Source organism: Naasia sp. SYSU D00948 (assembly GCF_017916515.1).
GTDB lineage: Bacteria > Actinomycetota > Actinomycetes > Actinomycetales > Microbacteriaceae > Naasia.
On the sequence record NZ_JAFMTA010000001.1, the window covers coordinates 2,008,469 to 2,021,577 of the forward strand.

15 protein-coding genes and 1 tRNA gene are annotated in these 13,109 nt (G+C 73.5%); 9 read left to right on the forward strand and 7 right to left on the reverse strand.

The annotated features are described in order from the left end of the window. Positions 1 to 87: 87 nt before the first annotated feature. Positions 88 to 813 carry a ferredoxin reductase gene (locus J3P30_RS09410; protein ID WP_307807453.1) on the reverse strand — a complete coding sequence of 242 codons (726 nt, stop codon included), beginning with the start codon at positions 811 to 813 and terminating at the stop codon, positions 88 to 90. Next, complete coding sequence (locus J3P30_RS09415; protein ID WP_210480785.1) at positions 810 to 1,400, reverse strand: molybdopterin-dependent oxidoreductase; 591 nt, start codon at positions 1,398 to 1,400, stop codon at positions 810 to 812. The genes J3P30_RS09410 and J3P30_RS09415 overlap by 4 nt, the downstream gene beginning before the upstream one ends. Before the next feature lie 288 nt (positions 1,401 to 1,688). On the opposite strand from J3P30_RS09415, the gene moaA reads away from it, so the two are divergent. Together moaA and J3P30_RS09425 are read left to right on the forward strand one after the other, a co-directional pair. Next, on the forward strand, positions 1,689 to 2,747 hold the full coding sequence (moaA, locus tag J3P30_RS09420; protein WP_210480786.1) for a GTP 3',8-cyclase MoaA: 1,059 nt from the start codon (positions 1,689 to 1,691) through the stop codon (positions 2,745 to 2,747). Further along, on the forward strand, positions 2,740 to 2,985 hold the full coding sequence (locus J3P30_RS09425; protein WP_210480787.1) for a MoaD/ThiS family protein: 246 nt from the start codon (positions 2,740 to 2,742) through the stop codon (positions 2,983 to 2,985). The genes moaA and J3P30_RS09425 overlap by 8 nt, the downstream gene beginning before the upstream one ends. Before the next feature lie 216 nt (positions 2,986 to 3,201). On the opposite strand, the gene J3P30_RS09430 is transcribed toward J3P30_RS09425, so the two are convergent. From J3P30_RS09430 to J3P30_RS09445, 4 genes are read right to left on the reverse strand one after another with little or no spacing between them, the layout of a single operon-like run. Then, positions 3,202 to 3,615: a molybdenum cofactor biosynthesis protein MoaE gene (locus J3P30_RS09430; RefSeq protein ID WP_210480788.1), complete on the reverse strand. Its 414-nt coding sequence runs from the start codon at positions 3,613 to 3,615 to the stop codon at positions 3,202 to 3,204. Then, positions 3,612 to 4,736, reverse strand: coding sequence for a bifunctional molybdenum cofactor biosynthesis protein MoaC/MoaB (gene moaCB, locus J3P30_RS09435; protein WP_210480789.1), 1,125 nt, complete (start codon positions 4,734 to 4,736; stop codon positions 3,612 to 3,614). The genes J3P30_RS09430 and moaCB overlap by 4 nt, the downstream gene beginning before the upstream one ends. Next, the gene (glp, locus tag J3P30_RS09440; protein WP_210480790.1) at positions 4,733 to 5,911 is read right to left on the reverse strand and encodes a gephyrin-like molybdotransferase Glp; all 1,179 of its coding nucleotides are present in this window, start codon (positions 5,909 to 5,911) and stop codon (positions 4,733 to 4,735) included. Before glp ends, moaCB begins: the two co-directional genes overlap by 4 nt. A 1-nt stretch (position 5,912) precedes the next feature. Continuing rightward, a complete protein-coding gene (locus J3P30_RS09445; RefSeq protein ID WP_210480791.1) occupies positions 5,913 to 7,133 on the reverse strand; it encodes a ThiF family adenylyltransferase in 1,221 nt (406 codons plus the stop codon). Positions 7,134 to 7,216: 83 nt separating this feature from the next. On the opposite strand from J3P30_RS09445, the gene J3P30_RS09450 reads away from it, so the two are divergent. Genes J3P30_RS09450 through J3P30_RS09465 form a run of 4 tightly spaced genes read left to right on the forward strand, consistent with a single transcriptional unit; the run spans position 7,217 to position 9,912 of the window. Beyond that, entirely contained in the window at positions 7,217 to 7,642 is a 426-nt protein-coding gene (locus J3P30_RS09450) for a TOBE domain-containing protein (protein ID WP_307807454.1), read from the forward strand. Beyond that, entirely contained in the window at positions 7,639 to 8,397 is a 759-nt protein-coding gene (modA, locus tag J3P30_RS09455) for a molybdate ABC transporter substrate-binding protein (protein ID WP_210480792.1), read from the forward strand. Before J3P30_RS09450 ends, modA begins: the two co-directional genes overlap by 4 nt. Beyond that, entirely contained in the window at positions 8,384 to 9,190 is an 807-nt protein-coding gene (gene modB / locus J3P30_RS09460; RefSeq protein WP_246852749.1) for a molybdate ABC transporter permease subunit, read from the forward strand. Before modA ends, modB begins: the two co-directional genes overlap by 14 nt. Beyond that, on the forward strand, positions 9,187 to 9,912 hold the full coding sequence (locus J3P30_RS09465; protein WP_210480794.1) for an ATP-binding cassette domain-containing protein: 726 nt from the start codon (positions 9,187 to 9,189) through the stop codon (positions 9,910 to 9,912). The genes modB and J3P30_RS09465 overlap by 4 nt, the downstream gene beginning before the upstream one ends. Positions 9,913 to 9,914: 2 nt before the next feature. On the opposite strand, the gene J3P30_RS09470 is transcribed toward J3P30_RS09465, so the two are convergent. Continuing rightward, on the reverse strand, positions 9,915 to 10,550 hold the full coding sequence (locus tag J3P30_RS09470; RefSeq protein WP_210480795.1) for an MBL fold metallo-hydrolase: 636 nt from the start codon (positions 10,548 to 10,550) through the stop codon (positions 9,915 to 9,917). An 82-nt stretch (positions 10,551 to 10,632) separates the two neighbouring features. On the opposite strand from J3P30_RS09470, the gene J3P30_RS09475 reads away from it, so the two are divergent. The 3 genes from J3P30_RS09475 to J3P30_RS09485 all read left to right on the forward strand — a co-directional run bounded on the left by J3P30_RS09475 (position 10,633) and on the right by J3P30_RS09485 (position 13,100). Next, entirely contained in the window at positions 10,633 to 11,541 is a 909-nt protein-coding gene (locus tag J3P30_RS09475) for a diacylglycerol kinase family protein (RefSeq protein ID WP_210480796.1), read from the forward strand. Positions 11,542 to 11,602: 61 nt separating this feature from the next. Beyond that, positions 11,603 to 11,675, forward strand: a tRNA-Glu gene (locus J3P30_RS09480). 363 nt (positions 11,676 to 12,038) lie between these two features. Beyond that, positions 12,039 to 13,100, forward strand: coding sequence for a TerC family protein (locus J3P30_RS09485; protein WP_210480797.1), 1,062 nt, complete (start codon positions 12,039 to 12,041; stop codon positions 13,098 to 13,100). Positions 13,101 to 13,109 lie beyond the last annotated feature (9 nt).

A 13,109-nucleotide genomic window follows, 5' to 3' on the forward strand; every position in this document is an offset into this window, starting at 1 on the left:
GTGCCCGCAGGGCGCGCCGGGGGCGCCGGCCACCAGGAGTATCCGGCGCACCGGTGGCGCCTCGTGCCGCGCGCGTCGGGGCTGCGGTCAGCCGGTGGGGCCGAAGCGCTCCGTCTTGATGCGGAGCGGGTTGTGGCCGAGGCGCACCAGGTGCGTGGCCGCCGCCTCCACGAAGCCGGTCGGTCCGCACACGTACACGAGCGGGTCGTGCTCGGGCAGCATTGCGAAGTCCGCCAGCAGCTCCCGGGTGATCCGGCCGGCCTGGTGGGGCCAGCCCGCCGGCACCGTGCGGGTGAAGACGTAGCGGACGTCGATGCGGCCGCGGGCCGCCAGCTCGTCGAGCTCGTCGCGGTAGAACAGGCCCTCGGGTGTGCGCACCGAGTACAGGAGCTGCATCGGCGCAGTTCCGCCGGCGGCTTCGCGGGTCCGGATCATCGCCATGAGGGGGACGACTCCCGAGCCTCCGGCCACGAGCAGCACCGGATCGGGGAGGTCCGGGGTCCAGGTGAAGAAGCGCCCGCCCGGGCCACGCACCTCGATCATGTGGCCGACCCCGAGTTGATCCACGAGGTACGGCGACACCTCGCCGTCGGCGATCTTGTCCACGGTGATCTCGATGGGACGGGTGCCGGCGGGGGAGGCGAGCGAGTAGGAGCGCTGGGCCGTGTAGCCGTCCTCCGCGGTGAGGCGGACATCGATGCTCTGGCCGGCGAGCGACGGCCGCGCCTCGGGCGCGTCGAGGACGAGGGTCCGGGACCAGGGCGTCTCCATGCGGGCGTCGACGAGGGTCGCGGGAACCCAAGGGGCCGTCACCAGTAGCGCTCCTCGCGCCAGGGGTCACCGTGCATGCTGTACCCGTTCTGCTCCCAGAAGCCGGGGGAGTCCTCGCGCATGAGCCGGAGGCTGTTGACCCACTTCGCGCTCTTCCAGAAGTAGAGGTGCGGGACGAGCAGCCGGGCCGGCCCCCCGTGCTCCGGCTCGAGGTCGCGGCCGTCGTACTCGAAGGCGACCCAGGCGCGCCCGAGGCTCTCCTGCAGCGGAATGTTCGTCGTGTACCCGCCGTAGCATCCGGCCATCACGTACTGAGCATGGGTCTCGACTCCGTCGAGGAAGCGATCGAGCGGGACCCCGCGCCAGGTGGTCCCGAGCTTCGACCAGGCGGTGACGCAGTGGATGTCGGTGCTGATCTCCTCCGGTCCGAGGTCGAGCATCTGCTGCCAGTTCCAGCTGCGCCGCTCGCCGGTCTCGGTCGTGAGCGTCAGCTGCCAGTCCCGCCTGTCGATGTGCGGGGTCGGACCGGTAGTGAGCACGGGGAAGCCGCGCTCGAGGTACTGGCCAGGAGGCAGGTCCGGCACGTGCTCGCGGCGCCGCCCGGTGAAGCCGGGGGAGAAGATGCCCATGTCGCCTCTCTCGTCGCTGACCCGTCCACGGTAGCGCGGTACGGGGGCCCGGACGGGCGCCCTCTGCAACGTCGCGTAGCCGTCGCGGACGACGTACGGCTTCCACCCGCCGCCGGTGGCTTGCGCTCAACAGGCAGCTCTGCCCTCCAACAGGAAGACACGCCGCGGAAGTTGCTGTTGAAGCCCCGTCCTGCCTGTTGAGCGCGAGGACGCGCCGGCCCCCCTGGGCGGACGCCCCTGGGCGGACACCGGACGGGCCCTCCCGGGAGCGGGGCTTAAGGTGTTCGGGTGACCGCTGTCGCCCTCGGGGTTCCTCGCCTGCGCAGCGTCCTGCCGTCCGGGGAGGGCCGCCCGGACGTGCCCGAGCTCGTCGACCGCTACGGGCGCGTCGCCCGCGACCTGCGGATCTCGCTCACCGAGAAGTGCTCCCTCCGCTGCACCTACTGCATGCCGGCGGAGGGCTTGCCGGCCATCCCGCGCGACCAGGTCCTCTCGACCAGGGAGGTCGCGCGGCTCGTCGGCATCGCCGGGACGCTCCTCGGGGTCCAGGAGGTCCGCTTCACCGGCGGCGAGCCCCTGGTCCGCGCCGACATCGTCGAGATCGTGCGACTCAGCGCGCTGGCCGCGCCCGGCATCCGGCTGTCCCTGACCAGCAACGGCATCGGGCTCGACCGCAAGGCCGCTCCGCTCGCGGCCGCCGGCCTCGACCGCGTCAACGTCTCCCTGGACACGCTCGACCGGGAGCACTTCCGTTCGCTCACCCGCCGCGACCGCCTCCCCGCGGTGCTCGCCGGCATCGCCGCGGCGCACGCCGCCGGCCTCGCGCCGCTGAAGATCAACGCCGTGCTCATGCGCGAGACCCTCGAGGACGCCCCGGACCTCCTCGCCTGGGCGATCCGGACGGGCGCTCGGCTCCGCTTCATCGAGCAGATGCCGCTCGACGCCGACGAGGCATGGCAGCGCGCTTCGATGGTGGACGCTGCCGAGCTGCTGTCCGTCCTCGGCCGCCGCTTCCTGCTGGAGCCGATCGGACGTGAGGACCCGTCCGCTCCTGCTGAGGAGTGGCTGGTGGACGGCGGTCCCGCCACGGTCGGCATCATCGCCTCGGTGACCCGGTCCTTCTGCGGCGACTGCGACCGCACCCGGATCACCGCAGAGGGCGGCGTCCGCTCCTGCCTGTTCGGCGACGACGAGACGGACCTGCGCGGCCTGCTGCGGGACGGATCGAGCGACGAGGAGATCGCGGATCGCTGGCGCCTGGCGATGTGGGGGAAGAAGGCCGGACACGGGATCGATGACGAGTCCTTCGTCCGTCCGGTGCGGAGCATGGGGGCGATCGGTGGCTGAGGTCCTGGTGCGGTACTTCGCGGCGGCCGCGGAGGTGGCCGGGCGCGAGGAGGAGACGTTCGCCGTCGATTCGGCGACGGTCGGCGCACTGCAGGACGACCTCGTCGCCCGCTACGGCTCCGGCATGACGCGGGTGCTGCGCAACGGGTCGTTCCTCGTCGACGGCGTCGTCGTCCGCGACCGGGCGCGTCCCCTCGGGCGTCAGGTCGACGTCCTCCCGCCCTTCGCCGGCGGCTGAGCGGCGAAGGTTCCCGCGCACGCGGGACTGCTCCGCCGGGGCGCATTCGGCCTCGTCGAGCGCGGCCCGAAGCACCGAGTGCGCACTGTCCACGGGGCGCCCTCGGTGTCCTGGGGCGCAGTCGGCGGTGCGGGACGCGCTCGGCGGTACCGGCCGCGGTCGGCACGGGACCGGCGACCTGCATCACCCGCGCCGACCGGCGCCGCTACGCCGCCGCTACAGGCCCACCCAGTCGGAGACGCCCTCCGTGTAGTGCTGGCGCTTCCAGATCGGCACCGTCGCCTTGATGTCGTCGACGAGGCGGGCGCACGCCGCGAACGCCTCCGCGCGGTGCGGTGCCGCGACCGCCGCCACCAGGGCGACGTCGCCGATCCGCAGCGCGCCGACCCGGTGCAGGGCCGCGACCGTGAGCCCCGTCTCCTCCGCGATGCGCGCGCAGCTCTCCCGGAGGAAGCGCTCCGCGTCCGGATGCGCCGAGTAGTCGAGAGCCGTCACCCCGCGTCCCTCGTCCGCGTTCCGCACCACGCCGCGAAACGTCACGAGGGCGCCGTCGGCCGCGGTGAGCACGGCGTGCTCCACCTCGTCCGCCTCGATGGGCTCCGCCGAGATCCGGGCGAGGGCGACGGTCACGAGTGGCCCTCGAAGCCGGTCTCCGCCGTCTCGTCCGCGGCGCGGCGCTCGGCGACCTCCGGCGGCACGAACTCCCCGCCGGTCGACGGCGGATGGTCGCCGCCCGAGATCTGGTCCAGGAGGTGCGGCAGGAGGTCGCGGAGCACCTCGATGCCGTCCCGGACTCCGCCGGGGGAGCCGGGCAGGTTCACGATCACCGTGCGACCCGACGTCCCCGCGAGCCCACGGCTCAGCGCGGCGGTGGGCGTGGCCGCGAGGCCCCTCGCCCGGATGGCGTCCGCGACTCCCGGGAGCTCGCGGTCGAGCAGGGCGCGGGTCGCCTCGGGGGTGCCGTCGGTGGGGCTCGACCCGGTGCCGCCGGTCGTCAGGACGACCGCGGGGGCCGTCGATACGATCCGGGAGAGCGCATCGGGAACGTCGCGATCCGCGACCACCTCGACGGGGTCGGGAGTCAGTCCCAGCTCCTCGAGGAACGCGACCAGCATGGGTCCGGTGCTGTCCTCGCGCACGCCCGCGGCTGCCCGAGTGGACGCGACGAGCGCCGCTCCCGCGGTCCGCCGGAAGGGACGCGGCTCCGCGGCTGCGGTCGGCGCCTCATCGTCGCTCGGCCGCACGGCGACCGCCTCGGCAGCACCGGCCGGCGCCCGATCCTCGCCCCTTCGCCAGTCGCCCCGCTTGCCGCCCGACTTGGCCAGCAAGCGGATGCCCGTGGTCGTCGCCTCCGGGTCGACCGCCTTCACCATGTCGTGCAGGGTCAGGCACGCTCCCGCCACGCCGGTGAGAGCCTCCATCTCGACCCCCGTGCGTCCCGTCGTGCCGGCCGTGACCGTCACCCGGATCGCGGACTCCTCCAGCTCGAAGTCGACCGTCACGGAGGTGAGGGGGAGCGGATGGCACAGCGGGATCAGCTCGGACGTTCGCTTCGCGGCCTGGATCGCCGCGATCCGGGCCGTCGGGAGGACATCCGCCTTCGGCAGCCCCTCGGCGCGAACGAGCCCGATCACCTCCGGCGTCGTCTCCAGGCGGCCCTCGGCGGTCGCCGTCCTCCGGGTCTCCGCCTTCCCGCCGACGTCGACCATGCGGGCGCGCCCGTCCGCGTCCAGATGCGTCAGGTCGCTCACAGGGGGATCACCGCCACCTCCGCGCCGGCCGGGAGATCGCCCGTCACCTCGACGAGGACGTCCGCGGCCGCCATCGACGCGACGAGATGCGAGCCGGGACCGGCGACGAGCTCCACCCGGCCATTCTCGCCCACCCGGCCGCGCCGGAACTGCCGCTTTCCAAGCACCCCGCGCACGTCCTCGGCGAGTCGCGCCGTCCTCGCGGGCATCGGGGGCAGTCCGGCGGCCGCCCGGAGCAGCGGTCGCAGGAACACGGTGAAGGAGATTTGGGTGCTGACGGGGTTGCCGGGGAAGCACAGGACGGGGACGCCGTCGACGACGCCGGTCGCCTGCGGCCCGCCCGGCTGCATCGCGACCGCGCCCACCCACGCACCGCGGGGCTCGAGCGCCTGCCGCACGACCTCGTAGTCGCCCTGCGAGATCCCGCCCGACGTGAGGACGAGGTCCGCGCGCTCGGTCGCCTCCGCGAGCAGGGTCGCGAACTGTGCGGGATCGTCGGACGCGTGCCCGCGCAGCACCGGGATCGCGCCCGCTTCGCGGGCCGCGGCGTCGAGAGCGATGCCGTTGGCGTCGAACAGCTGACCGGGCGCGGGCTGGGATCCTGGAGGAACGACCTCGTCCCCGGTGGTCAGGATCGCGACGCGCGGCGATCGGCGAACCGGCACCTCGGCGAGGCCGGACGCCGCGAGCGCGGCCAGGTGCCGCGCGGCGAGACGCGTGCCGGACGGGACCAGCACGTCTCCTCTTCGGACATCGCTGCCCGGCTCCCGCACGTACTCGCCGGCCCGCCGCCCCGCCAGGATCCGGACGCCGTGGCCGTCGGGGGCCGTGTCCTCGACCGGGACGATCGCGTCCGCGCCGGGCGGCACCGGAGCTCCCGTCATGATCCGCAGCGCCGTCCCGGCCGGCAGCTCCGCGGGCACCGGCGCGCCCGCGGGAACCACCCCGGCCACCGGGAGCGTCCGGGGCAGGTCGACCAGGTCGGCGGCGCGCACCGCGTACCCGTCCATCTGCGAGTTGCGGAAGAGCGGCAGGTCCACCGGGGAGCGGACGGGCTCCGCCGTGAGCCGGCCCAGAGCGCCGGCGAGGGACACCGTCTCCGCCCGCGGAGCGAGGACGGGCGCGAGCAGGGCCGCGACGGCCGCGGCATGCTCCTCGACGGTGCGGCGGGTCACCTCAGTAGCGCGGCAGCGAGGGGTCGACCGTCCGGCTCCACGCGTCGATCCCGCCCTGGAGGTGGGAGACGGGGAGCCCGGCCGACCGGAGCAGATTCCGCGCACGGTCGGACCGGGCCCCGTGGTGGCAGTACACGACGACGGTCGTCGCGGGGTCGAGCTCGTCCACACGGTCGGCGAGCGTGCCGAGGGGGAGCAGCTTCGACCCGGGCAGGGACGCGATCTCCGCCTCCCAGGGCTCGCGGACGTCGACGAGCTGCACAGGGGCGCCGTCGGTGAGGAGGTCGTCGAGCTCGCGAGCGGTGATCTCGTCGGGCTGTCCGGCGTCGGGCTGGGCGGTCACGGGTTCCTCCTCGGAAGCGGAAGCGGAAGCGGAAGTGGAAGCGGAAGCGGATGGGGGAGCGGGAGCGGATGCGGGGACTGCGGCGGGAGCAGAGGTGGCGACGGACGCGGGAGCGGCGTCGCCGGCGACCGCCTCGACGGCATCCCGCTCGGCCGCGTCCGTGTCGGCGCGGAACTCGACCTCGCGGAAGCGACCGCTGAGCCCGTCGTAGCTGGTCACCCGGCCGGACAGCGGCCGCCCGAGTCCCGTCAGGATCTTCAGCACCTCGGTCGCCATGAGGCTGCCGATGACGCCGCAGACCGAGGGCAGCACGCCGCCCTCGGCGCACGAGAGGACGGACGACGGATCCGGCTGGACGGGGAAGAGGTCGCGGTAGTCGGGGCCCGCGCCCGGGATCACCGCGCCGACGTGACCGCCGAACTGCGACACCGCGCCCCAGACCAGCGGGATCCCTGCGGCGACGGCCGTGTCGTTCGCGAGGTAGCGCGTCTCGAAGTTGTCGCTGCCGTCGACGACGAGGTCGTAGTCCGCGGCGATGTCGCGGGCGTTCTCCTTCGTGAACCGGACGGCGTGGAGCCGGAGCGTCCCGGTCGCGAGCGGGGTCAGCCGCTCGGCGGTCGAGTCGACCTTCCGGCGGCCGACGTCCGCGGCCGTGTGCAGGGTCTGACGATGGAGGTTGCTGAGCTCGACGACGTCGTCGTCGACGATCCCCAGGGTTCCCACGCCCCCGCTCGCGAGGACGGGCAGCACCGCGCTGCCGAGGCCGCCGGCGCCCAGCACGAGCACGCGGGCCGCGGCGATGCGTCCCTGCCCGTCGAGCCCGAGGCCCGGCAGCACCAGCTGGCGCGCGAAGCGGGCAGGGTCGGGCGCAGCGGGCATGCCGGAATTCTGTCACCGGAATCCGGACCGCATCTGCGGCTCTACGCTGGAGCGCACAGCGCGCCTGCGGCGGAAGGAGACCGGTGAGCGTTCCACGCGTTCGTGTCAGTGAGGCGGCCGCTCTCCTCGGGGTGAGCGACGACACCCTCCGCCGCTGGGCCGATGCGGGGCGCATCGAGCTCCGTGCCGAGGGCCGCCGCCTGACGGTGGACGGAGCGGAGCTCGCCGCCCTCGCCCGGGAGATCGCGGAGGAGTCGCCCCTCGCCGCGGCCCGGCCGCGCACGGGGAGCTCGGCACGGAACCGCATCCCGGGGATCGTCACGCGAGTGGAGAAGGACGGCGTGATGGCGCAGGTCGAGCTGCAGGCCGGTCCCTTCCGGATCGTCTCCCTGATGACGCGCGAGGCCGCCGAGGAGCTCGGGCTCGAGCCGGGGAGGATCGCGGCGGCGAGCATGAAGGCGACCATGGTGGTCCTCGAGGCGGAGCCGGGCCGAGCCGACCGACGATGAGACGCGGGCTCCTCCCCGCCGTCCTCGGAGCGGCGGTCCTCCTCGGCGGGTGCGCGGCGGCCCCCGCCTCGGAGCCGGAGACGACCACATCCGTCCGGGTGTTCGCGGCGGCCTCCCTCACCGACGTGTTCGGCCGGATCGCGGGCGAGTTCGAGGATGCGCACCCGGGCGTCGAGGTGGAGCTGAACTTCGGCGGCAGCTCCGGCCTGTCCGCCCAGCTGGTGGAGGGGGCGCCCGCGGACGTGTTCGCCGCGGCAAGCGAGGACACGATGGCGATCGTCGCCGACGCGGGCCTGCTCGCCGCGCCGCCGGTGGTCTTCGCCCGGAACCGCCTCGAGATCGCCGTGCCGCCCGGCAACCCCGCCGGCGTCACCGGCCTCGCGGATCTGGCGCGACCGGAGCTGACCGTCGCGCTGTGCGACGCGGGGGTGCCCTGCGGCGCGGCGGCCGCGGAGGTGTTCGACGCGCTCGGGGTGGCCGCCGCTGCCGACACGCTCGAGCAGGACGTCAAGGCGGTGCTCACGAAGGTGCGGCTCGGCGAGGTCGACGCCGGCCTCGTGTACCGGACGGACGTGCTCGCCGCCGGCGACGAGGTGGAGGGGATCCCCTTCCCGGAGGCGGAGGCCGCGGTGACGGCCTATCCGATCGCGGTCGTGGCGGATGCAGCGACGCCGGAATCCGCCGAGGCCTTCGTGCGCTGGGTCATCGACGACAGCGGCGCCCTCCTCGAGGAGGCGGGCTTTGCCGCGCCGTGAGGCGGCCCGCCTTCCCGCGGCGCTGTGGCCCCTCGCCGGGATCGCGGTGCTCCTCCTCGTGCTGCCCCTTGTCGCCCTGCTGATCCGCGTTCCCTGGCGGGACGCGGCCGCGCTCCTCACCGCGGGGGAGTCCCTGGAGGCCCTGACTCTCTCCCTCGGCACCGCACTGGCGGCGACGGGCGCCTCCCTCCTGCTGGGCGTCCCCCTCGCGGCGGTCCTCGCGGGGAGCGACGGATGGGCGGCCCCGGTGCGCCGGCTCCTCCGGGCCGCCGTCACCGTCCCGCTCGTCCTGCCGCCCGTCGTGGCGGGCATCGCGCTCCTCCTGCTGCTCGGCCGGCAGGGCGTCATCGGCGCACCGCTCGCGGCGCTCACGGGAGTCACCGTCCCCTTCACGACGCCCGCTGTCGTGATCGCCCAGACGTTCGTGTCGATGCCGTTCCTCGTCCTCGCGGTGGAGGGCGCCCTTCGCGGCGCGGACCCGCGGTACGCGGTGGTGGCCGCGAGTCTCGGGGCGTCGCGCTGGCACGCGTTCCGCCGGGTGACCCTGCCCCTCGTCGCGCCCGGGCTGCTGTCGGGGGCGGTCCTGTGCTTCACCCGGGCGCTCGGCGAGTTCGGCGCGACGATCACGTTCGCGGGAAGCTTTCCCGGTGTGACCCGGACGCTCCCGATCGCGGCCTACCTCGGGCTGCAGGCGTCCCCGGAGTCGGCGATCGTGCTCGCCCTCCTGCTGCTGGTCGTCTCGGTCGTCGTGCTGGTGAGCCTGCGCGACAAGTGGCTCCGGGTCGGCTCATGACCGGCCTCGACGCGCGGCTCGTCGTCGAGCGGGACTCCTTCCGCCTCGATCTGCACCTGCGCGTGCCCGCCGGAGGCGTGCTCGCGCTGCTGGGACCGAACGGGGCCGGCAAGACCACGGCCCTGGCGGCGCTCGCGGGGGCGGTGCCGCTCGGCTCCGAGGGCCGCGTCGTCCTCGACGGCCGGGTGCTCGACGACGCCGGAACGGGCGTGCACGTCGACCTCGCTCGGCGCTCCGTCGGCTGGGTGTTCCAGGATCCGCTCCTCTTCCCGCACCTCACGGTCGCGCAGAACGCGGCCTTCGGGCTGCGGGCCGGCGGCGTGCCCCGCCGGGAGGCGGCGCGGCAGGCCGGCGAGTGGCTCGACCGTTTCGGCATCGCCGCGCTCGCCGACGCCCGACCCCGCGCGATCTCCGGCGGGCAGGCTCAGCGTGCCGCCCTCGCGCGGGCCCTCGCCCCGCAGCCGCACCTGCTGCTGCTGGACGAGCCGCTCGCAGCCCTCGACGTCGAGGTGCGCGAGGAGATCCGCCGTGACCTGCGCGACCGGCTCCGCCAGCATCCCGGCTGCACCGTGCTCGTGACGCACGACGCCGCCGACGCCGTCCGGCTCGCGGACGAGATCGTGATCCTGGAGAGCGGCCGGGCCGTGCAGCGGGGAAGCGCCGAGTCCCTGCGCGGCGCTCCCGCGACGCCCTACGTGGCCGCGATGTTCCCTCCGGCGTAGCGTCAGATGTCGAGCGACTGGCTGGGCTCGAGGACCGTGTACTGGCCGCCCACGGCGACGGTCGCGGCCTCCAGGCGCGCGTTGTGCAGTCCCTTGCCCGCGACCGACAGCACCATGTCGTGGACGGGGAACACGTGCCTGGGCGCCACGGCGGTGATGTAGTCCATGGCCTCGGCCACCTTCATCCAGGGCGCCGCGCACGGCACCGCGAGGGTCTGCACCTGCACGGGCGGCACCGTGAAGGCGTCACCGGGATAGAAGAAGGACCCGTTCACGAGCACGCCGACGTTGTCCGGAGCGGGCACCGTCGGGTGGACGGTCGCGTGCGTGGTCCCGAAGAACTGCAGGCTGAAGGGACCGACCTCCGCGGTGCTTCCGTCGGTCACGACGGTGACCTCGAATCCCTGCGCGGCGTCGGCAACCCCCTGCGGGGCGAAGATCGGGATGCCGGGGTTCTTGCTGAAGATCCGGTTGAGCTGCTCGGGCGTCCAGTGGTCCGGGTGCTCGTGCGTGATCACGATGCCGACGGCGCTGCCCGGCTCCGTGATCGGGGTGGTGAGCGAGCCGGGGTCGATGATCAGCGTCCTGCCCGCGGTCTCGAGGATGAGGGCGGCGTGCTCGAGCTTCGTGACCTTCATGGCATGAGCCAACACCCGGCGCGCCGGGGCGTGCAAATGCCGCGATCCGGGTTGTGGAACGGTGCTCCGCCATGATGAGCCCGTGCCGGAACGCCGCCTCCTGATCGCCGGGAACCCGGCAGCTTCCTTCGGCCGCGAACTCGGCACCGCGGACCGGGTGGGGGAGCTGCTGCGCCGGGAGGGGCACGAGGCGACCGTCCTCGAGCGCCGGTCGATGCAGGAGCTGGCGGCCGCGGCATCCGCCGAGCTGCACCGGTCCCGCCCGGATGCCGTGGTCGTGGTCGGCGGCGACGGGATGGTGCACGCCGGCGCCCAGCTCGTCGCACAGACGGACGTGCCGCTCGGCATCGTCCCCGCGGGGACCGGAAACGATGTGGCGCGCGGCCTGGGCATCCCGCTGCGCGACCCGGGCGCCGCGGTGCGCATCCTCCTCGACGCCCTCGACCGGCCGCCGCGCCGGATCGACGCCCTGCGGGCGGCGGCGGGCGGCTCCCCGCCGGTGTGGGTGGTCGGGGCGGTGTCCGCGGGGTTCGACGCCCTCGTGACCGAACGCGCCAACGCCATGCGCCGCCCGCGGGGCGCGAGCCGGTACACGGTCGCGCTGGTGCGCGAGCTCGCCGCGCTGCGCCCCGTCCGCTACCGCCTCGTGGTGGACGGCGCGCCCCGGAGCGCGGATTTCGCGCTCGTCAGCGTCGCCAACAACGGCTGGATCGGCGGAGGGATGCAGATCGTGCCCGGCGCCCGGCTGGATGACGGGGAGCTCGACCTCCTGCTCGTCACCCCGGTCGGCCGGCTGCGGTTCCTCGCCCTGTTCCCGAAGGTGTTCCGCGGACGGCATACGGAGCTGCCCATGGTGCGGCTCGAGCGCGCCCGCTCCGTCCGCATCGACGCGGACGTGCCGCTCCCCGCATACGGCGACGGGGAGCGCCTGGGGGTGCTGCCGCTCGACGTCGAGGTGGTGCCCCGCGCGCTGCGGATACTTGCGCCCTGACCGGCCGTTTTGGCGTCGCCGGATGCTTCGCCTATACTCGATGAGGCGCTCAGCGCCGCACGGCCCCATCGTTTAGCGGCCTAGGACGTCGCCCTCTCACGGCGGTAACGCGGGTTCAAATCCCGCTGGGGTCACATCGAAGCCCGGCTCTCCACTCGGAGAGCCGGGCTTCAGTGCTTTCCACGACCTGGCTCTCCGCGATCCGGCGTTCCCCAATCCTGCCGAGATGCCACCTGGTGCGCGCAAATCGCCCGGATGGGAGCACCAGGTGGCATCTCGACGGGGAGACCGGCGCCGCGCCCCCGTCTCTCCCGCCGGCGCTCCGCGTGGGCCGCAGACGGAAGGGCCTCGGTTAGAGTGGACGGCGCGAGAGGGAGTATCCCCATGCGCGGCCGTTCGTCAGGACGGGTTCCGAGGACGTGACCCCGGCGGCCGCGGCGCATCGGCGCGGGAGAGACTTTCGGTTCTCCGTCGTCCCCGAAAACCGAAGGACCCTCTTGGACCTCCAGCTCCCCGTCTGGTTCGAGTTCGGCTCGTACGCCGTCCTCCTGCTCATCCTCACCGCCGACCTGATCCTGGCCTACAAGCGGCCGCACGTGCCGTCGGTGCGCGAGTCGAGCCTGTGGGTCGGGTTCTACGTGCTGCTCGCGCTGATCTTCGCGGGGCTCATGTTCGTGCTGGGGGATGCCGAGCACGGCGGGCAGTTCATCGCCGGCTGGCTGACGGAGTACAGCCTGTCGATCGACAACCTGTTCGTGTTCGTCGTGATCATGGCCCAGTTCAAGGTGCCGAGGAAGTACCAGCAGGAAGTCCTGATGGTCGGCATCATCCTCGCCCTGATCTTCCGCGGCATCTTCATCATCCTGGGCGCCGCGCTCATCGAGAACTTCAGCTGGATCTTCTACATCTTCGGCGCGTTCCTCGTCTACACGGCCTGGACGCAGGCGTTCGGCAAGGACCACACCGAGGAGAACGAGAGCAAGCTCATCGGCTTCCTCCGGCGGCACATCGACATCACCGACAAGTTCGACGGCAACAAGATCCGCACGGTGGTGGACGGCAAGAAGCACTTCACGCCGATCCTCATCGTGTTCATCGCTCTCGGCACGACGGACATCCTGTTCGCGCTCGACTCGATCCCCGCGATCTTCGGCATCACGCAGAGCCCGTTCATCGTCTTCACCGCGAACGTGTTCGCGCTCATGGGCCTGCGGCAGCTGTACTTCCTGCTCGGCGACCTGGTCGAGCGCCTCGTCTACCTCAAGTACGGCATCGCGTTCATCCTCGCCTTCATCGGCGTGAAGCTGTTCCTGCACGCCCTCCACGAGAACGAGCTGCCCTTCATCAACGGCGGCGAGCACGTCGAGTGGGCGCCGGAGATCGGCACCTGGACCTCTCTCGGCGTGATCGTCGCGGCGATGCTCGTGGCGACCATCGCGAGCCTCGTGGCGATGAAGCGCAACCCGGTCGAGCCGGAGCCGGCCGAGGTCGTCGGGGCGCCCGACACGAGCGACGCCGAGGCGCACCTCGACCGCTACGAGGAGCGCCGGGACCGCTGACGGGCCGTG

Excerpts from the sequence above, each read along its gene's own strand:
- modA (WP_210480792.1), top strand. The coding sequence starts at position 7,639 with ATGAGACGCGGGCTCCTCCCCGCCGTCCTCGGAGCGGCGGTCCTCCTC.
- J3P30_RS09415 (WP_210480785.1), bottom strand. The coding sequence starts at position 1,400 with ATGGGCATCTTCTCCCCCGGCTTCACCGGGCGGCGCCGCGAGCACGTG.
- J3P30_RS09465 (WP_210480794.1), top strand. The coding sequence starts at position 9,187 with ATGACCGGCCTCGACGCGCGGCTCGTCGTCGAGCGGGACTCCTTCCGC.
- J3P30_RS09445 (WP_210480791.1), bottom strand. The coding sequence starts at position 7,133 with ATGCCCGCTGCGCCCGACCCTGCCCGCTTCGCGCGCCAGCTGGTGCTG.
- J3P30_RS09470 (WP_210480795.1), bottom strand. The coding sequence starts at position 10,550 with ATGAAGGTCACGAAGCTCGAGCACGCCGCCCTCATCCTCGAGACCGCG.